Origin of the sequence: Rhizobium sp. R634, from assembly GCF_002211305.1 — a bacterium.
In the GTDB taxonomy this organism is placed as follows: domain Bacteria; phylum Pseudomonadota; class Alphaproteobacteria; order Rhizobiales; family Rhizobiaceae; genus Rhizobium.
This window is the reverse complement of the sequence record NZ_LOKW01000008.1, coordinates 81169-98226: the sequence shown is the minus strand read 5'-3', so window position 1 is coordinate 98226 and position 17058 is coordinate 81169. Positions and strand designations below refer to the sequence as shown.

The following is a 17058-nucleotide window of genomic DNA, read 5'->3' as shown; positions in this document are numbered from 1 at the left end:
GACACATCTTCCCCCTCTTGAACCATAGGGGAACGCAATTTGTCGAAAATTGTTCCGTATCCGGACAAATTATTTGCTGTCGATGGCGCGGAAGATTGACGGCTCTTCCCCAGGCGATGGCTCAGCGCACATAGCCCACGGGTATGCCCAATCCGTGTTTCAATTCTTCCATCGAGATCGACGCGGAGACGTCGAAGAGTTCCAGCTTGCGCACGATCTGCTTATAGATGACATCGTAATGCTCGACGCGCGGCAGCACGATCTTCAGGATGTAATCGTGATTGCCGGTCAGCCGGTGCGCCTCGACAATTTCAGGGATGTCGCTGATGATCCGGCGGAAGGTTTCCGTCCACTCGTCGGAATGGTGCGCCGTCTTGACAAGCGCGAAGACCGTCGTCGGCACGCCCATCTTTTCGCGGTCGAGCACGATGATGCGCCGCAGGATATGCCCGCTCTCCTCCAGCCGCTGGATGCGCCGGGAACAGGCCGAGACCGAAAGCGCCACTCGTTCGGCAAGGTCCGTTACGGATATGCCGGCATCTCTTTGCAGCATGTCGAGAATGCGTCTGTCGCGATCGTCAAGCATTGTGCGAAATGAACCTTGCGCCCTAAATTTGCACTGTTTAGCCAAAACATGCAAAATAATAGCACGCTTACCTCACAAAGGACAAACAACGCAAACACGCCGCGCGACCCTTGCGGCATCATTTTCGAAACTCGCAGCATGGGAGCATGAAGAGATGGAAACGATCGGCCTGATCGGCGGCATGAGTTTCGAAAGTTCTGCGGTCTATTACCGCCTGGCCAACGAGATGGTGCGCGCCCGCCGAGGCGGCCTCGCTTCGGCCGAGCTCATCCTGCACTCGGTCAATTTCGAGGAGATCGTCGCGCTGCAGAAGGCCGGAGACTGGGCCGGAGCCGCCCGCCGCCTCGGCGATGTGGCGGAGCGCCTGCAGGCTGGCGGTGCCGGCTGCGTCCTGATCTGCACCAACACCATGCATCTGATCGCCGACGAGGTCGCCGCCAGGGTGTCCGTGCCGCTGATCCACATCATCGACGAAACGGCGAAATCGCTGCATGCGGCCGGCCGCAAGCGGCCGCTGCTGCTCGCCACGCGCTACACCATGGAGCACGGTTTCTATACCGACCGCATGAAGAGCCTCGGCCTCGACGTCATGGTGCCCGAAGCCGCCGATCGCACCAGCGTGCACGACATCATCTTCAACGAACTCTGCGCCGGCAGGGTGCACGACAGCTCGCGCGAAAAGCTGATCGATATCATCGATCGCGCCGCGGCAAGCGGCGCCGACAGCATCATCCTCGGCTGCACCGAGATCTGCCTGATCCTCGACCCCGACCGCCTGCCGCTGCCGGGCTTCGACACCACGACGATCCATGCCCGGGCGGCCGTCGATTTCGCGCTTGGCGCGGAGGAAGAAGACGCAGAAGAGGCGGCGTAACGGCAGCCACAATTTAATTGACTCAGTCAAGTAAATGCATGACAAACATTTCCGTCAGGAGATTTTCGTCAGCTTGTTCGGACACTCGCCAACCTCTCTTCCGTCATGCTCGGGCTTGTCCCGAGCATCTGCCTCCGTTCGATAGGGCAGCAGATCCTCGGCACAAGGCCGAGGATGACGCCGAGCGAGGGGCGAGCCTTGTCAGCAGCTGGTGAAATCTCCATCCGGAGATCACCATGTCCGACACCGCCCTCATCGAAACCGCCCGCGATTTCAACCGCTTCTACACGAATTTCCTCGGCCTGCTGAACAAGGCCTATCTCGACTCGCCCTATACGCTGACGGATGCCCGCATCCTTTTCGAGATCGGCTCGCATGAGGGCATCAGCGCCGCAGCGCTTGTCCGCGACCTGCATCTCGACCCGGCCTATCTCAGCCGCATCCTCAAGCGTTTCCGCGCCGAAGGACTGATCGAAACGAACCCCGATCCGGCCGATCTGCGCAGCCAGATTATCGCTGTCACCGAGCGGGGACGTGGAGAATTCGAGGAACTCGGCCGGCGCGCCAATGCCCAGATCGCCGCCCGTTTCGACACTCTCGCCACCGGCGAGCCGCAGGCCGTCGTCTCGGCCATGGACACGATCCGCGCCCTGCTCGACCCGGCCGCCAAGCCCGCCCCCGCCATCATCCGCCCTCACCGCGCCGGCGATATCGGCTGGATCGTCCAGAGCCAGGGGCGCTTCTATGCCGAGGAGTATGGCTGGGACCTGCGCTTCGAGGCGCTAGTCGCCGAGGTCGCCGGCAAATTCCTCGCCAATTTCGATCCCGCCATGGAATATTGCTGGATCGCCGAGCGCGGCGGCGTCAATGTCGGCTCGGTACTCGTCGCCAATGGCGGCGACGGCATCGCCAAGCTGCGGCTGCTCTATGTCGACAAGGCGGCCCGCGGCCTCGGGCTCGGCAAGCTGCTGGTCGACGAATGCATCCGCTTTTGCCGGCAGAAGGGTTATCGCGAGCTTTCGCTCTGGACCAACGACATGCTGGAGACCGCCCGCGCCATCTACATCAAATCCGGATTCCGCCTTGTCTCCGAGGAGAGACATAGGATGTTCGGCCCCGAGGCGAACGGCCAGACCTGGGTGCTCAACCTCTGAATTTGCTGCGTCTCAAAAGTTTCGCTTGATTTGGAAACGATCATTTCCTAATTAGGCGTCATGACCGACGCCAGCCTCAAATTGGATGAAACAACCCGCAGCCGCGGCCGCCCGCGCGCGTTCGATATGGACGCCGCATTGGATGCGGCCCTGCAGGTCTTTTCCGAGCGCGGCTACCACGCCGCCTCGATCAGCGATCTGACCGAGGCGATGGGCCTTGCCTCCGGGAGCATCTACAAGGCGTTCAAGGACAAGCGCGGCGTCTTCCTTGCCGCCTTCGATCGTTACCGTGCCGTGCGCCGCGGCCTGCTCGACGCCGAACTCGCAAGCGTCGAGACCGGCCGCGACAAGCTCCATGCGCTGATCACCTTCTTTGCCGGCTCGTCCCATGGCGAAATCGGCAGGCAGGGCTGCCTCGTCGTCGGCAGCGCCGGCGACCTCGCTCTCTTCGACGAAGAGGCGGCCGAACGCGTCGCCACCGCCTTCATGACCGACGAGACGCTTTTGGCCGCCCTGATCCGCCTTGGCCAAGCCGACGGCTCGATTTCTTCGGATGTCGATGTCTCCGCAACCTCTTTGGCGCTTCTCTGCCTCACCAAGGGCATGCGCGTCATCGGCAAGACGGGCCGCAGCGGCGAAGAAATGGCGGCCGCCGCCGAAGCCGCGATGAAACTGGTGACATGACACTCCCCCGGTGATGACCGGCGCTCCCGGGAGTTAGCCCCCAGCGCCGCGGCAGGAAACGGGTGGCGGCGGTAAGACGATTTGCGACTAATCCTTTCAATCATACCGGAGTTTCTGATGAGCATTTCAGCCACCACCCCGGATAATACCATTCCACGAGCGCTATCCCCCTGGCTCACCTTCCTTTTCGCCGCCGCCTGCGGGCTGGTGGCCGCCAATCTTTATTACGGCCAGCCGCTCGCCGGCCCGATCAGCGCCGATCTCGGCTTCACGCCGGCCGCCACCGGCCTGATCGTCACGCTGACGCAGATCGGCTACGGCCTCGGCCTGCTGCTGATCGTGCCGCTCGGCGACCTCACCGAAAACCGCCGCCTGGTGCTGCTGCTGATTGCCGTCTCGGCTCTCGCCCTGATCGGCGCCGCGCTCTCTTCGACGCCCGCCATGTTCCTCACCGCCTCGCTGTCGATCGGCCTTGCCTCGGTCGCCGTCCAGGTGCTCGTGCCCTTCGCCGCCAACATGGCGCCGGATGCCACACGCGGCCAGGTCGTCGGCAACGTCATGAGCGGCCTGCTCTGCGGCATCATGCTCGCCCGCCCCTTCGCGAGCTTCGTCGCCGAGGCCTCTTCCTGGCACATGGTCTATTACGTCACCGCCGCACTGATGCTCGTGCTCGCCATCGTCCTGCGCGCCAACCTGCCGGTCCGCGTGCCGAAGACCAAGCTCGGCTACGGCGAACTGCTTGCCTCGATGGCGCATCTGGCGCTGACCTCGCGCGTGCTGCAGCGCCGCGCCCTCTATCAGGCCGGCATGTTCGGCGCCTTCAGCCTGTTCTGGACGACGACGCCGCTGCTGCTTGCCAGCCCGGCCTTCGGCCTGACGCAAAACGGCATCGCCCTCTTCGCGCTTGCGGGTGCGGCCGGCGCTATCGCCTCGCCGATCGCCGGCCGGCTTGCCGATCGCGGCATGACGAAGATCGCCTCGACGATCGCCATGCTGCTCGGCATGGCCTCCTTCCTGATCAGCCATTTCGCGAGCGATGGCTCGCTTACCGCCCTGGTCCTGCTGACAGTGGCGGCGATCGCGCTCGATTTCGGCGTGACGACCAATCTCGTCTGCGGCCAGCGCGCCATCTATGGCCTGAACCCGGAACATCGCAGCCGGCTGAACGGCCTCTTCATGGCGACCTTCTTTGCCGGCGGCGCGCTCGGTTCGGCGCTCGGCGGCTGGGCCTATGCGACGGGCGGCTGGACGATGACCGCCTGGATCGGCTTCGCCTTTCCGGCGCTCGCCTTCCTGCTATTTTTGACGGAAGGGCGCGGCAGGTGAGCCGACCCGACGCATAATCCCGGAAATCGGAGTCGATCTCACGATCATTCGTGAGCTAAAGTGAGAACACGACAGGGTTTTCTCGTTCTTGGAGGGATGCTTCCGGCATGGAAATGGATGAAGAAAAGATCGACGATGCCGTTCTCGCTTTGCTCTGGCTGACACTGCATGACGGCGATCGCGCCTGGAAAGGCTTCGACTGGGACGTCATGGATCGTCTGTACAAGAAGGGTCTAATCGCCAATCCCGCAGGCAAGGCCAAGTCGGTCGTTCTGAGCGACGAAGGATTGCAGCGGTCGGAGGAACTGTTTCGCGCGCTGTTTACGCGCGCGAAGTGACAGAGGCTCTAGAACAGGATGATTTTAGGCCCGGTTGGCCTAAAATCTGAATCCTGTTCTAAATTAAAGAGTTAGAGCATGATGTCGTCCGAAAACCGCTCACACTTTTCGGCATCACGCTCTAGCCTTCGGCTGAATCGAAACGCGAGCGGGCAGCGCGCACGGCATCGTGGTTCGCTTCCGCCCAATTCAACAGCTGCGACAGCGGCTGGTAGAGCGAGTGGCCCAAATCGGTCATCGAATATTCGACGCTCGGCGGCTTCGTCGGGAAGACCTCGCGGCCGATATAGCCGTCCCGCTGCAGGTCGCGCAGCGTCTGCGTCAGCATGCGCTGCGAAATATCGGGAAGCATCCGCCTGAGTTCGCCGAAGCGGCGGGGCTCGGCGGCCAGCACTTCCAGCAGCAGCGTCGACCATTTTCCGCCGATCTGCTGCATCATGTCCCGGACCGGGCAATTGGAAAAATCGAGGCCGGCAAGATCGATCTCGCGCCGCGCGCCCGGCATCCTGTTCTTCAGACTGAGGACTGCGCCGCTCATCTGCTGGTTCCCTTCTGGTAACTTACAGCCGAAAAACTGCCTTCTTTACACCGCGAGGTCAATTCCCAATCTAGCGTTAGTCTCTTTTCGAGACCAGCTAAACGCAAAAGGAAACGACCTATGAGCGAAACCATCCTGGTCACCGGCGCCGCCGGGCAGCTCGGCCAGCGCGTCATCCATCACCTCATCGAGACCTATCATGTCGCCCCCGGCAAGATCGTCGCGGCGACTCGCAGCCCGGAGAAGCTCGCCGGGCTCGCCAGCAAGGGTGTCGTCACCCGCAAGGCCGATTTCGATGATGCCGCCGGCCTGGAACAGGCCTTCGCCGGCATCGACCGGCTGCTGATCATCAGCACCGATGCGCTCGACACCCCCGGCAAGCGCCTCGCCCAGCACAAGGCCGCCGTCGCCGCTGCCGCCAAGGCAGGCGTCAAGCACATCGCCTATACCTCGATGCCGGCGCCGGACAACTCGCTCGTCACCTTCGCGCCCGACCATCTCGGCACCGAAAACGCCATCAAGGCAAGCGGCATTGCCTACACGATCATCCGCGACGCCTGGTATCACGACAATTACCTGCACAGCATGCCGCATAACCTGCAGGGCGGCAAATGGTACAGCGCCACCGGCAACGGCAAGGTCGCAACCATTTCGCGTGACGACTGCGCGCTGGCGATTGCCGCAGCCCTTGCCTCCGGCACCTCCGAAAGCGCCACCTACACGCTGACCGGCGCAGTGTCGCTCAACAACCGCGAGATCGCCGCCATCGTCGCCGAAGCATCAGGCAAGCCGCTCGAAGTGATCGACGTCAATGACGAACAGCTCGGCCAGGGCATGCGCGGCGCCGGCCTCCCCGGCTTCGTCGCCGACATGCTGGTCTCCGCCGACGCCAACATCCGCGCCGGCAACTTCGACATCGTCACCGGCGATTTCACCAAGCTGACCGGCAGACAGCCGCAGCCGCTGAAGGATTTCTTCGTGGCGCACAAGGCGGCGCTGACGACGGCTGGCAACGCCGGAGGCCATTGAGCTTTCCGCTCATCCCTGCGTTGCCGCCGGGATGAGCGCGCTCTGATTTGGACGCTGAAAATCTCATCACGTGCGGTGAGTCACTCACGGCGCAGACGCGCCGTGGCTGGATTCCTGTGACAAGCACAGGAATGAGGAGGGTAAATTGAGCGCCTTGCCCGAATTTGCCGTGTCCATTGAGGCAGCGGTTGATGGGAAGCACGACTTCTCCACCCTCATTCCTGTGCTCGTCACAGGAATCCAGCGCGCCCAAGTCCTTGGGCGCAGGAGACTCAAAACGCGTTATATCCCTCACGGCCAGAAATGCCGGGCCTCTTCCCCCACCAAAGTGTAGAGGGAAACAGCGTCCTATCAAACCACCTGCCCGCAAGCCCGGCAGAACCGCCGCACCGTCTCGGCCATCCCGTACTCCAGCGCATCGGCCGTCAGCCCATGGCCGATCGAGACTTCGGCCAGCGCCGGAATCCGCTTCACCAGATCCGGCAGGTTGGCCACCGTCAGATCATGCCCGGCATTGACGGCAAGGCCGATGGCGAGCGCCGCATCCGCCGTCTGCCCGAGCGCTTCGAGGATCGGCGCTGCCCGCTCCGGCGCGTCATAGCAGCCGCCATAAGGGCCGGTATAGAGCTCGATCCGGTCGGCGCCGGTCGCCTTCGCCAGCTTCACCGCTTCGGCATCGCCGTCGCCATCGGCAAACAGCGAGACCCGGCATCCCATCTTCTTCAGCCGCGCCACGACATCGGTCAGGAATGCCTGATGCTTGCGGAAATCCCAGCCGTGATCGGAGGTTGCCTGCGCGGGATCGTCGGGCACCAGCGTCACCTGCTCGGGTGCGGCGCCGGCGCAGAGTTCGAGGAATTCCTCGGTGGGATAGCCCTCGATGTTGAACTCCGCCTGCGGAAATTCGTCGTCGATCAGGTTGCGGATGACGGGCAGGTCGGAAAACCTTATATGGCGCTGGTCGGGACGCGGATGCACCGTCAGGCCGCTGGCGCCAGCGGCAAGCGCGATGCGCCCGAGCGCTTCGACGCTCGGCCAGGGCAGATCGCGCCGGTTGCGCAGCATGGCGATGGCATTGAGGTTGACGGAGAGCTTGGCTGGCATGGCGGATTATCCATCGGTCTCGGAAACGGGAGGCCCCGCTTTTAAGCCAAGTGTCTCGCAATGGCCAACGAGAATCGCAGATGAATGCAATGCCGATCGCTGATGGATCCGCATTTGCAGTACCGAGTGCGTACCGTAAATAGTAGTTTCCGTCGCCTTCCAAGAAGGTCGGCCGCTGCGGCGGCAAAACCCGTGTTTTTCCCCAGCATGCTGCGCGGATCGCGCAGAACACGCCGTCACGTTGCTATCCCATTTAAAAGAGATTATTTTTAGCACTTATAAAAAAGATCGTTCACGCATAACGTGGACATTGTATCGCGTAAACGTAGGCCGCGTACTGCTTCTTTTCCCATAGAAGAACGCCTAGAGGAAACCCCACTCGCCGCGACCGGGAAGCAACTGGCAAGACCGCATGAGGTGCAACACGATGCCCTAGGAGGGTTCATGCCAGACGGTTCCAAACGCCTGTTTGCTACCGCCGGTATCGCTTCGGAGGCCCGGTCCAAATACCGGTTTCTGCCTTCGGCCGCGCTGCCGCCGGATTTGCCTGATGGCCCCGTGCCGATTGCCGATATGGCAAACGCATTCGGGGTCACGCACAGGACACTGCATTTCTACGAAGAAAAGGGATTGATTTCGGCAAATCGCATCGGCCTGATGCGGGTCTATGGCGAAGACGACGTGATGCGCATGGCCGTCATCACCGTCTGCCGCGAGACGGGCATGCCGATCGCCGTCATCCAGGAATTGATGCACGAGCTTCGCGCCGCCGATTCGCAGGAATCGGCCGAAGCGATGTTCCGCGAGGCCCTGCAGGTGCGCAAACGCGAGCTGACGGCCGAAATGTCGACGCTCCACCGCCAGCTCCAGCAGGTCGGCGACCTCCTGGATTTCGACGAGGGCATCGGGACGCAGCCGCTCAACGACAACCAGGACAATTCCAGCCTGACCCCGCAGGAAAAGCGCTGCCTGGAACTGATGGCCGAAGGCTACTCCACCCAGCGCATCGCCCGGGCGCTCGACCTGAAGCATGACGAGACCAGGGATCTCGAAGCCGGAATCATCCTGAAATTTCGCGCCAACAACCGCTTCCAGGCGATCGCCAAGGCAGTCCTGCTCGGCATCGTCCAGGCGTAATCCGACACGCCCCGACGGCCGCCACCGTCCCCTTCCCCGTCTGAGCATGACAAGCCCCGTCCCCAACCCCTCCCCACAAGGGGGAGGGGCTAACCTGCCACGCCCGTTGCCTTCCATTCACGGTTTCATCCGCAGAAGGCTTGATGCTTGGCGCAGCCGGCGCACCGCGTTAGTCCCTCCCCCTTGTGGGGAGGGGTTGGGGAGGGGTTAGCTAGTGGCAGCCGGATAAAGGCGGGCCTTTCCTAGGCGGACAACCGAGCCGTTCGACCGGGATCGCGGCACGATCACCATCAGCGCACGATCGTCAGGGTCTCCGCCGCGCGCGTGATCGCCGTATAGAGCCAGCGCTCCCGCGTGTCGCGAAAGGCCCAGCTCTCGTCGAAGAGCACGACGTCGTTCCATTGCGAGCCCTGCGCCTTGTGGACGGTCAGGGCATAACCGTAGTCGAACTCGTCGTAGCGCTTGCGGGTGTTCCACGGGATCTCGCCCTCGACATCCTCGAAGGCCTGTTTGAGCAGCTTGATCTTGGCCGCACCTCGATCCATGTCGTCGTCCTCGGGACGGACGAGCAGATTGATGCCGGGTTTCGTCGTTTCCTTCGACGAAGTCATCACCTGCCAGAGCGAGCCGTTGAGCAAACCCTTGGCCGGATCGTTCCGGAGGCAGACGAGCTTGTCGCCGGTCTGGGGATAATCGGCGCTGAAACCCTTCAATTCGCGCAGGCGCTGATTATAGCGCCGCCGCGTCCGGTTGGTGCCGACGAGCACCTGGTCGGCATCGAGCACCAGCTGCTGCGTCACCTCGTTCTTCGAGATCACCTTGGCAGTGCCGTAGTCGCCATACATGATCTCATTGCCTTCGCGCACCTGCATGGCGAGCTTGATGATCGGGTTGTCGCGCGCCTGCCGGTGGATATCGGTCAGCAGGTAATCCGGCTCCTGATTGGTGAAATAGCCGCCGCCCGAAACCGGCGGCAGCTGGCCGGGATCGCCGAGCACCAGGATCGGCGTGCCGAAGCTCATCAGGTCCTTGCCGAGCGCCTCGTCCACCATCGAGCATTCGTCGACGATGATCAGCGCCGCTTTCGCGACCGGGCTTTGTCGGTTGATCGAAAACATCGGCGCGATCGAGGTCTTGCCGGTCTCCTCGTCCTCCACCGCTTCTTCGCCGCGCGGGCGGTAGATCAGCGAGTGGATGGTCTTGGCATTGGAAGCGCCGCGCGAGCGCAGCACCTGCGCGGCCTTGCCGGTGAAGGCGGCAAACAGCACGTCGCCATCGACATTCTCGGCGAAATGCCGGGCAAGCGTCGTCTTGCCCGTTCCGGCATAGCCGAACAGGCGAAAGAGCGGCGAGCGCCCTTCGTTCAGCCATTTCGAAACAGCCTTCAGGGCTTCGTCTTGTTGCGGCGCAAATTGCATGATCGGCGACTTGGCAGGATTCGCCTGATTTAGGCAAGGCGGAAAACGGCAAATCGCTTGGGCCGGGCGATCATCCCTCCCACGGCCGGTCCGCGCCGCTCGCGCACATGGACGGGTCCTGCGCCATGGCGCCGATGAGAAAATCCAGAACCGTCTTGACGCGCAGCGGCATGTTGCGCCGCGAGGGATAGACGACGGTGACCGGCAGCCGGCTTGGCTGGTAGTTCTCCATCACGGGGATCAGCCTGCCGGCGGCGATATCAGGCCTGGCAATGATGTGCGAGAGCACCGCGAGACCCGCTCCGGCAAGGGCCGCCCGGTGAATGGCCACCGCATTGCAGGCCGTCAGCCGCGGCGAAATCCGGACCGATATGTCTTCCGAGCCATTCGAGAAGGACCAGCTATTGGCCTCGCCCGCCCTGTTGTAGCACAGGCATTCATGGTCCTTGATATCCCGAGGTGCGCGCGGAGCGGATTTCCGCGCGAGATAGGCGGGAGACGCGACGAGGAAGGCGGTCGTCCAGCCGATCCGCCGGCAGACGAGGCTGCTGTCGGCGACCGGGCCGAGGCGCACTTCGAGATCCAGCCGCTCCTCGATCATGTCAGAGCTTTGCTCCCTGAAGAGCAGCTCGACCGAGAGTTTCGGATGGGCGGCGAGAAAATCGCCGAGCCGCTCGCTGAGATAGAGGCCGAGCGGCGCTGGAACGCTGAGCCTGACCTTCCCTGAAGCCATCGCGCCCTCAGAACCGGCCGCATCGCCAAGCTCCTCCACCGCCTCGAGAATCCGGAGCGCCATCGGCAGCATCCGCTCCCCCTCCGCCGTCAGCGACAGGCCGCTCGTCGTGCGGTGCAGAAGGCGCGTGTTGAAATGGCCTTCAAGTGCTGCGACCTGTCGCGAGACCGCCGGCTGCGTCACGTCGAGATCGTGCGCCGCCGCCGAGAAGGACCCCGTCTCCACGACGCGCTGGAAGGTCCGCAATGCCGAAACGATATCCATCCCCGCCCCCTCATACTTTTGCGCATAGGCCTTATGCGGGCAGACTAAGCGAGAATGGCTTTACAGTCCAGCAATTACGGATATCTTTTATCCATAAGGATACATGATATCCTTAATTGAAGGAGAAACACATGACTCAGCGATTGAACTACGCCCAGCAGTCCCCCGAGCTTTTCAAGAAATTCATGGAATTCAGCATGGCGCTGAAGAGCAGCGTCATCGACGAGAAGCTGCAGGCACTCGTCGAGATCCGCGCCTCGCAGATCAACGGATGCGGCTTTTGCCTCGACATGCATGTGAAGCAGGCAAAGATCCACGGCGAGAGCGAACTCAGGCTCTACCACGTGGCCATCTGGCGGGAATCGAACCTGTTCATCCCCCGCGAGCGTGCAGCGCTTGCCTGGACCGAAGCGCTAACCAAGCTTCCCGAAGGCGGCATCCCCGACGAAATCTATGAGCGCGTGCGCGGCCAGCTTTCCGAAAAGGAAATCTCCGACCTGACCTTCGTCGTCATGGCGATCAATGCCTGGAACCGCGTCAATGTCGGCTTCAAGACGGTGCCCGGCACGGCCGATAAGGCCTATGGCCTCGATAAGGCTGGCCTGAACTAAACTCCGAAATTCATTGAAAAGATTCAACTTTGACGCCGTCGGCATCCCGGCGACGAAAGGAGATCCGTTATGAAAATCGTCGTCATCGGCGGAACCGGCCTCATCGGTTCCAAGACTGTCGAACGCCTGCGCAAGCGCGGGCATGAGGTGATCGCCGCCTCACCGAACTCAGGCGTCAACACGCTCACCGGGGAAGGTCTGGCAGAAGCGCTGACAGGCGCCGACGTCGTGCTCGACCTCGCCAATTCGCCGTCCTTCGAGGACAAGGCCGTGCTCGAATTCTTCGAGACGTCGGGACGCAATCTTCTCGCCGCCGAAAAGGCCGCCGGCGTGAAGCACCATATCGCGCTTTCCGTCGTCGGCACCGAACGGCTGCAGGAAAGCGGCTATTTCCGCGGCAAGCTCGCGCAGGAACAGCTGATCAGGGCATCGAGCATTCCCTATACGATCGTGCATTCGACGCAGTTCCTGGAATTCCTGAGCGGCATCGCCCAGTCCGGCACGGTCGGCCAGACGGTTCGCCTGTCGCCCGCCTATGTGCAGCCGATCGCTTCCGACGATGTCGCCGACGCCATGGCCGACGTGGCGCTCTCCGCCCCGGCCAACAAGACGATCGAAATATCCGGCCCGGAACGCGTCCGTCTCAGCGAGCTCGTCGCCCGCTATCTCAAGGCGATGAAGGATCCGAGGACCGTCGAGGCCGACGCCGAGGCGAAATATTTCGGCGCCAGGCTGAACGACCAATCGCTCGTGTCCGACGACGATCCGCGCCTCGGCTCGATCACCTTCGAACAGTGGTTCGCCACATCCGCCCGGCCGAAGTGACCGGCCTCCTCCCCTGCCAACAAGGAGATTCCCATGATCAAGTCCTCATTCCTCGCCGCCGCCCTCGCCTTTCTGGCGGCCACCGGCGCTTCTGCCCATGACAGCAGCAAGTCCGCCAAGGTGACGCTCGTCTATGAGCACGAACTGCCGAACGTGCCCGGCAAGAGCATCAAGGGCGTGCTGGTCGAATACGGCCCCGGCGGCTTTTCGGAAGGTCACACCCATCCGGACTCGGCCTTCATCTACGCGACCGTGCTGGAAGGATCGATCCGCAGCCAGGTCAATGACGGCCCGGTCAAGACCTATCAGGCCGGCGAGAGCTTCTCGGAAATGCCGGGCGACCGCCACGGCGTCAGCGCCAATGGCAGCGAAACTGAGCCCGCCCGCCTGCTCGCCGTCTTCGTCGTCGACACCGACCAGAAAGAGCTGACGTTCCCGCTGCAGAACTGACGATCCGCCGAAGGCCATCCGCGCGAGGCCCCAGCTTGCGCGGTTGGCCGACATGTTCAATCATGTACCGCCCGCCCCTCCCGGAGAAAGAGTGAGATGATCTACGACGCGCTCTTCGGCAAGCCGCTGATATCTCTCATAACGGTCGGCTTCGCCGGCATCGTCGTCTGGTACTTCCTCTCCAGCCAGCGGCCGACGACGCGGCTGGTGGTGCAGATCCTCTTCTTTGCCGTGATGACGCTGATCCTCGTCGGCAGCGGCATCGAACCCCATCGCTTCCAGGGATATGAGACGCAGGACCCGCAGGCCCTGCTCGTCATCCTCGCCAAATCGCTCTGGTGGGTTCACCTGGCATGGGCCGTCATCGGCTTCATCAGGCTCTATCTGGTGCTGGAGGGCAGCCCGCGCGAGGCCCGCCTGCTTCAGGATCTCGTCATCGGCATCGTCTATATCGGCATGATGCTCTCGATCCTCGCCTTCGTCTTCGGCGTGCCGATCGGAACCCTCGTCGCCACATCGGGCGTCGTCGCCATCATTCTCGGTCTCGCGCTGCAGAACACGCTCGCCGACGTCTTCTCGGGCATCGCGCTGACGCTCGGCCGGCCCTATGTCATCGGCGACTGGATCCTTTTGAGCGACGGCACGGAAGGGCGCGTCGTCGAGAGCAACTGGCGCGCGACGCACATCCTGACCCCCGGCAACAATATCGTCGTGCTGCCGAACAGCTTTCTCGCCAAGCTCGGCCTGACCAATGTCAGCAGGCCGGATGAGACCCATCTGCTGATCCTCACCATCCGCATTGCGCCGACGCGCATGCCGGCATCGATCCGCCAGGTCATGCTGACGGCGCTGACGAGCTGCAATTCGATCGTGCGCGACCCGCCGCCGGCGGTCGCCCTGAAGGCGCTGGACGCCACCGCGCTCGAAGTCGAGCTGCAGTTTCGGGTGACAAGCCCGAGCCAGCGCGTGCCGGCGCGAAACGAGGTGCTCGATCTCGTCTACCGCCACTGCAAATCCGCGGGCCTGCTGCTCGCCGTCCCGCCCTCGGCCAGCATCCTTGCCGCCGATCTGCCGACCGAGGAGAACGCCCAGCCGCCGAGCGTGACGCCGCTTGCGCTGATCGACGCCATTCCGGTCTTTGCGACGCTGACGGCGGAGGAAAAGGCAAAGCTCGCCGAAACCACCGCTGCCCGGCAGTTCCGCAAGGGCGATATCATCGTGCGCGAGGGCGAAATGCTGCCCTCGCTGATGATGGTGCGCGCCGGCATCATCGCCGCCCGGCATGCGGGCGAGGAGCGCGGACGGCTGGCGCCCGGCGATTTCTTCGGCGAGACCGGCCTGCTCGCCGGCATGCAGGAAGTCTGCACGCTGGAGGCGCTGACGCCGGTGACGGCGTATGAAATCGACCAGGAGGCCTTCGCGCCGCTGCTTGCCGAACGCTCAGGCCTAGCCGAGGAAATCGCCGAACAACTCGCCGGCCGCGCCGAGCGCTTCCGCGACGGCGCCGCCCTGCCCCCGGAACAGATCCGCAGCGCCCATGCCATCCTGAAGACCATCAGGACGATTTTCAGAGCATAGTCAGCCGGCGCGCTTCAGCACCCACTCGAACGTGTCCCGCCAGATATCCGGCGGAACGTCTTCGGACAAGGTGCCGACGAGATCGGAGAGGCGGACACGCCGCAGCGTATTGCGCCAGGCTTCGTCGGCTTCCCACATGACGCGGGCGACCGCGCAGGGCTTGCTGTCGCAATAGCCGGCCGGCCGGCAGGGATTGTTCTCGCGAATATTCGTGCAGGTGAAGCTGCGCGCCTTGCCTTCGACCGCCTCGACGATTTCGAGGAAACTGATCTCGGACGACGGCCTGGCAAGCCTGTAGCCGCCGCTCGGGCCGAGCGTGGTATCGACGAGGGAAGCCTGCGAAAGGCTCTGCAGCGCCTTGGACAGATATTCCTTTGGCAGACCATGAAGCTCGGCGAGCGCCTTGGTGGAGAGATACCTGCCTTCGGGCAGGCCCGCGAGAATGGCGCAGCAATGGAGCGCCCACTCGACCTGGCTTTTCAGGATCATTCAGCAACTCGCGTGATGGCTGGTTCTGCGAACGGAATTAAGGATATATAATATCCGCAAACCGGCATGATGTAAATGACCGGTAAAGCAGGGTCTTGCGGCGAATGATCGTCCGCCCGGCATAGACTTTCCCGCCTCGGGAATAAAACCGCCTCGCCTGGTGTCTCATCTCAGGTAGCGCGAAATCGCGTGCCCAACCCGAGGAGAAACATCATGAAGTCCGTGAAATTCCTGTCCGCCGTAGCGGCCGGCGCCCTTGCCGCGACCGCTGCCTTCGCCGCCGCCCCTGTCACGGAAGTCGATTCCGCCAAGGGCAAGGTTCTGGCCGGCGAAAACGGCATGACCCTCTACACCTTCAAGAAGGACGCCAAAGGCGTTTCCAACTGCTACGACGATTGCGCCAAGAACTGGCCGCCGCTGATGGCCGCTTCCGATGCCAAGGCCGATGGTGCATATTCGATCATCGATCGCAAGGATGGCACGAAGCAATGGGCCAAGGACGGCATGCCGCTCTATTACTGGGTCAAGGACAAGAAAGCCGGCGACATCACCGGCGACGGCGTCGGCGGCAACTGGGATCTCGCCAAGCCTTGATCTTAGCGGCCCTGACATCAAGAGAGCCGGCGTGAAGACACCCGCACCCGAAAGTTTCGAGGGCCAGATCCTGGCCCTCCTGCCCTCGCTCAGGCGCTATTCGCGCAGCCTGACGCGCTCGGATGCCGACGGCGAGGATCTGCTGCAGGACTGTGTCGAGAAGATATTGACGCGCCGCGGCCAATGGCGCGGCCTCAATCTGCGCGGCTGGGTCCTGACGATCATGACCAATCTCTACCGCAACGGCCGGCGCGGCAAGGCGCGCGGCGGCCTGGTCGAACTCGATGCCGCCGAGGATATGGCCGCCCCCGAACCGGTCGCCGATCCGCTGGAGTGCGCCCGGCTCAACGATGCGCTGAACAGCCTTTCGGAGGAACACCGCGCCGTGCTGATGCTGATCGTCATCGAGGGATATAGCTATAGCGAGGTCGCCGCCGCACTCGACATCCCCATCGGTACGGTCATGTCCCGCCTGTCGCGCGCCCGCCAACGCGTCGCCGAACACCTGAAGGCCGATAACATCATTACGCTTCGGAGACCGAAATGAACGACGCCAACCCGATCGTCACCGAAGCCGATCTCCACGCCTATGCCGACGGCCAGCTGCCCGAAACGGCGCGCGCCCGCATCGCGACTTACCTCGCCGACAATCCCAACGAGGCGGCGATGGTCGCCGAATGGCAGGCGCAGAACGCAGGCATCCACGCTCTCTTTGCGGGCTACGAGAAAGCCAGGGATAGCGATCCCATGCTCGTCTCCCCGGCGCACACCGCCTCGCCGGCGGTAAAGCGCTTCGCCATCGCCGCGGCCGCCCTTCTCGTCTTCGCGCTCGGTGCCGTCACCGGCCATTATGGCCCGGCCCTTGTTCAAAAGCCGGACCTGCAGCTTGCCGGTTCCGAGACGCTGCCGAAACAGGCCGAGACCGCCTTCACCGTCTATGCCGCCGAAGTCCGCCATCCCGTCGAAGTCTTCGCCGATGAGGAAGCCCATCTCGCCACGTGGCTCGGCAAGCGTCTGGCGATCCAGAACCTCAAGATCCCCAACCTGCAGCCGCTCGGCTTCAAGCTCGTCGGCGGCCGCCTGCTGCCGGTCGATGGCAGGCCGGGCGCGATGTTCATGTACGAGAACCAGGCCGGCGAGCGCCTGACCGTCGTTGTCGGCCGCAACAAGGAAAACCGCACGACGAGCTTCCGCTTCGCCTCGTCGGGCAATCTCGAAACCTTCTACTGGATCGATGGCGAAATCGGCTACGCCGTCACCGGCGAAATCTCGCGTGAGACGCTGCGCACGGTGGCCGAGGAATGCTACCGGCAGTTCCCGTCGTGA

20 protein-coding genes are annotated in these 17058 nt (G+C 63.0%); 14 read left to right on the top strand and 6 right to left on the bottom strand.

Annotated features, from left to right (window positions below):
• Positions 1 to 121: 121 nt before the first annotated feature.
• Complete coding sequence (locus ATY77_RS12150; RefSeq protein ID WP_088673341.1) at positions 122 to 586, bottom strand: Lrp/AsnC family transcriptional regulator; 465 nt, start codon at positions 584 to 586, stop codon at positions 122 to 124.
• Between the two features lie 154 nt (positions 587 to 740).
• On the opposite strand from ATY77_RS12150, the gene ATY77_RS12145 reads away from it, so the two are divergent.
• The 5 genes from ATY77_RS12145 to ATY77_RS12120 all read left to right on the top strand — a co-directional run bounded on the left by ATY77_RS12145 (position 741) and on the right by ATY77_RS12120 (position 4962).
• Positions 741 to 1460 (top strand): aspartate/glutamate racemase family protein, encoded by a 720-nt coding sequence (locus tag ATY77_RS12145; protein ID WP_088687518.1) that lies wholly within the window; start codon positions 741 to 743, stop codon positions 1458 to 1460.
• 236 nt (positions 1461 to 1696) lie between these two features.
• Positions 1697 to 2614: a bifunctional helix-turn-helix transcriptional regulator/GNAT family N-acetyltransferase gene (locus ATY77_RS12135; RefSeq protein ID WP_088687516.1), complete on the top strand. Its 918-nt coding sequence runs from the start codon at positions 1697 to 1699 to the stop codon at positions 2612 to 2614.
• Positions 2615 to 2674: 60 nt separating this feature from the next.
• Positions 2675 to 3298, top strand: coding sequence for a TetR/AcrR family transcriptional regulator (locus ATY77_RS12130; protein WP_088687515.1), 624 nt, complete (start codon positions 2675 to 2677; stop codon positions 3296 to 3298).
• A gap of 117 nt (positions 3299 to 3415) precedes the next feature.
• The gene (locus tag ATY77_RS12125; protein ID WP_088687514.1) at positions 3416 to 4624 is read left to right on the top strand and encodes an MFS transporter; all 1209 of its coding nucleotides are present in this window, start codon (positions 3416 to 3418) and stop codon (positions 4622 to 4624) included.
• Between the two features lie 107 nt (positions 4625 to 4731).
• Positions 4732 to 4962 carry a DUF6429 family protein gene (locus tag ATY77_RS12120; RefSeq protein WP_088673336.1) on the top strand — a complete coding sequence of 77 codons (231 nt, stop codon included), beginning with the start codon at positions 4732 to 4734 and terminating at the stop codon, positions 4960 to 4962.
• 121 nt (positions 4963 to 5083) lie between these two features.
• Here the strand turns inward: ATY77_RS12120 and ATY77_RS12110 are convergent, their stop codons facing one another.
• Positions 5084 to 5500 carry a helix-turn-helix domain-containing protein gene (locus tag ATY77_RS12110; RefSeq protein ID WP_088687513.1) on the bottom strand — a complete coding sequence of 139 codons (417 nt, stop codon included), beginning with the start codon at positions 5498 to 5500 and terminating at the stop codon, positions 5084 to 5086.
• 120 nt (positions 5501 to 5620) lie between these two features.
• Between ATY77_RS12110 and ATY77_RS12105 the strand changes: the two genes are divergently transcribed.
• The gene (locus ATY77_RS12105; protein WP_088687512.1) at positions 5621 to 6529 is read left to right on the top strand and encodes an SDR family oxidoreductase; all 909 of its coding nucleotides are present in this window, start codon (positions 5621 to 5623) and stop codon (positions 6527 to 6529) included.
• A 351-nt stretch (positions 6530 to 6880) separates the two neighbouring features.
• On the opposite strand, the gene ATY77_RS12095 is transcribed toward ATY77_RS12105, so the two are convergent.
• On the bottom strand, positions 6881 to 7633 hold the full coding sequence (locus ATY77_RS12095) for a pyridoxine 5'-phosphate synthase (protein ID WP_088687510.1): 753 nt from the start codon (positions 7631 to 7633) through the stop codon (positions 6881 to 6883).
• 444 nt (positions 7634 to 8077) lie between these two features.
• On the opposite strand from ATY77_RS12095, the gene ATY77_RS12090 reads away from it, so the two are divergent.
• Positions 8078 to 8770, top strand: a complete 693-nt coding sequence (locus tag ATY77_RS12090) for a MerR family transcriptional regulator (RefSeq protein ID WP_088687509.1) — start codon at positions 8078 to 8080, stop codon at positions 8768 to 8770.
• Positions 8771 to 9060: 290 nt separating this feature from the next.
• Here the strand turns inward: ATY77_RS12090 and ATY77_RS12085 are convergent, their stop codons facing one another.
• Positions 9061 to 10188, bottom strand: a complete 1128-nt coding sequence (locus ATY77_RS12085; RefSeq protein WP_088391568.1) for an ATP-dependent RecD-like DNA helicase — start codon at positions 10186 to 10188, stop codon at positions 9061 to 9063.
• Between the two features lie 70 nt (positions 10189 to 10258).
• Complete coding sequence (locus tag ATY77_RS12080) at positions 10259 to 11185, bottom strand: LysR family transcriptional regulator (protein WP_088687508.1); 927 nt, start codon at positions 11183 to 11185, stop codon at positions 10259 to 10261.
• 131 nt (positions 11186 to 11316) lie between these two features.
• Here ATY77_RS12080 and ATY77_RS12075 point away from each other — a divergent pair, with 131 nt between their 5' ends.
• From ATY77_RS12075 to ATY77_RS12060, 4 genes are all read left to right on the top strand, one after another.
• The gene (locus tag ATY77_RS12075) at positions 11317 to 11796 is read left to right on the top strand and encodes a carboxymuconolactone decarboxylase family protein (RefSeq protein ID WP_088687507.1); all 480 of its coding nucleotides are present in this window, start codon (positions 11317 to 11319) and stop codon (positions 11794 to 11796) included.
• Positions 11797 to 11865: 69 nt separating this feature from the next.
• Complete coding sequence (locus tag ATY77_RS12070; protein ID WP_088687506.1) at positions 11866 to 12621, top strand: SDR family oxidoreductase; 756 nt, start codon at positions 11866 to 11868, stop codon at positions 12619 to 12621.
• 33 nt (positions 12622 to 12654) lie between these two features.
• Positions 12655 to 13071, top strand: a complete 417-nt coding sequence (locus tag ATY77_RS12065) for a cupin domain-containing protein (RefSeq protein WP_088687505.1) — start codon at positions 12655 to 12657, stop codon at positions 13069 to 13071.
• Positions 13072 to 13167: 96 nt separating this feature from the next.
• Positions 13168 to 14649 carry a mechanosensitive ion channel family protein gene (locus ATY77_RS12060; RefSeq protein ID WP_088687504.1) on the top strand — a complete coding sequence of 494 codons (1482 nt, stop codon included), beginning with the start codon at positions 13168 to 13170 and terminating at the stop codon, positions 14647 to 14649.
• Here ATY77_RS12060 and ATY77_RS12055 read toward each other — a convergent pair whose 3' ends face one another.
• Positions 14650 to 15138 (bottom strand): Rrf2 family transcriptional regulator, encoded by a 489-nt coding sequence (locus ATY77_RS12055; RefSeq protein WP_088687503.1) that lies wholly within the window; start codon positions 15136 to 15138, stop codon positions 14650 to 14652.
• Between the two features lie 213 nt (positions 15139 to 15351).
• Between ATY77_RS12055 and ATY77_RS12050 the strand changes: the two genes are divergently transcribed.
• The 3 genes from ATY77_RS12050 to ATY77_RS12040 are packed head-to-tail and all read left to right on the top strand — an operon-like array spanning position 15352 to position 17058.
• On the top strand, positions 15352 to 15732 hold the full coding sequence (locus tag ATY77_RS12050; protein ID WP_088687502.1) for a hypothetical protein: 381 nt from the start codon (positions 15352 to 15354) through the stop codon (positions 15730 to 15732).
• 31 nt (positions 15733 to 15763) lie between these two features.
• Complete coding sequence (locus ATY77_RS12045; protein WP_088687501.1) at positions 15764 to 16279, top strand: RNA polymerase sigma factor; 516 nt, start codon at positions 15764 to 15766, stop codon at positions 16277 to 16279.
• A complete protein-coding gene (locus tag ATY77_RS12040) occupies positions 16276 to 17058 on the top strand; it encodes an anti-sigma factor (RefSeq protein ID WP_088687500.1) in 783 nt (260 codons plus the stop codon). The genes ATY77_RS12045 and ATY77_RS12040 overlap by 4 nt, the downstream gene beginning before the upstream one ends.

Coding starts and splice junctions, on each gene's coding strand:
- ATY77_RS12135 (WP_088687516.1), top strand. CDS start 1,697: ATGTCCGACACCGCCCTCATCGAAACCGCCCGCGATTTCAACCGCTTC.
- ATY77_RS12110 (WP_088687513.1), bottom strand. CDS start 5,500: ATGAGCGGCGCAGTCCTCAGTCTGAAGAACAGGATGCCGGGCGCGCGG.
- ATY77_RS12065 (WP_088687505.1), top strand. CDS start 12,655: ATGATCAAGTCCTCATTCCTCGCCGCCGCCCTCGCCTTTCTGGCGGCC.
- ATY77_RS12040 (WP_088687500.1), top strand. CDS start 16,276: ATGAACGACGCCAACCCGATCGTCACCGAAGCCGATCTCCACGCCTAT.
- ATY77_RS12095 (WP_088687510.1), bottom strand. CDS start 7,633: ATGCCAGCCAAGCTCTCCGTCAACCTCAATGCCATCGCCATGCTGCGC.
- ATY77_RS12080 (WP_088687508.1), bottom strand. CDS start 11,185: ATGGATATCGTTTCGGCATTGCGGACCTTCCAGCGCGTCGTGGAGACG.
- ATY77_RS12075 (WP_088687507.1), top strand. CDS start 11,317: ATGACTCAGCGATTGAACTACGCCCAGCAGTCCCCCGAGCTTTTCAAG.
- ATY77_RS12130 (WP_088687515.1), top strand. CDS start 2,675: ATGACCGACGCCAGCCTCAAATTGGATGAAACAACCCGCAGCCGCGGC.
- ATY77_RS12085 (WP_088391568.1), bottom strand. CDS start 10,188: ATGCAATTTGCGCCGCAACAAGACGAAGCCCTGAAGGCTGTTTCGAAA.
- ATY77_RS12105 (WP_088687512.1), top strand. CDS start 5,621: ATGAGCGAAACCATCCTGGTCACCGGCGCCGCCGGGCAGCTCGGCCAG.
- ATY77_RS12125 (WP_088687514.1), top strand. CDS start 3,416: ATGAGCATTTCAGCCACCACCCCGGATAATACCATTCCACGAGCGCTA.
- ATY77_RS12145 (WP_088687518.1), top strand. CDS start 741: ATGGAAACGATCGGCCTGATCGGCGGCATGAGTTTCGAAAGTTCTGCG.
- ATY77_RS12060 (WP_088687504.1), top strand. CDS start 13,168: ATGATCTACGACGCGCTCTTCGGCAAGCCGCTGATATCTCTCATAACG.
- ATY77_RS12090 (WP_088687509.1), top strand. CDS start 8,078: ATGCCAGACGGTTCCAAACGCCTGTTTGCTACCGCCGGTATCGCTTCG.
- ATY77_RS12050 (WP_088687502.1), top strand. CDS start 15,352: ATGAAGTCCGTGAAATTCCTGTCCGCCGTAGCGGCCGGCGCCCTTGCC.
- ATY77_RS12150 (WP_088673341.1), bottom strand. CDS start 586: ATGCTTGACGATCGCGACAGACGCATTCTCGACATGCTGCAAAGAGAT.
- ATY77_RS12055 (WP_088687503.1), bottom strand. CDS start 15,138: ATGATCCTGAAAAGCCAGGTCGAGTGGGCGCTCCATTGCTGCGCCATT.
- ATY77_RS12070 (WP_088687506.1), top strand. CDS start 11,866: ATGAAAATCGTCGTCATCGGCGGAACCGGCCTCATCGGTTCCAAGACT.
- ATY77_RS12120 (WP_088673336.1), top strand. CDS start 4,732: ATGGAAATGGATGAAGAAAAGATCGACGATGCCGTTCTCGCTTTGCTC.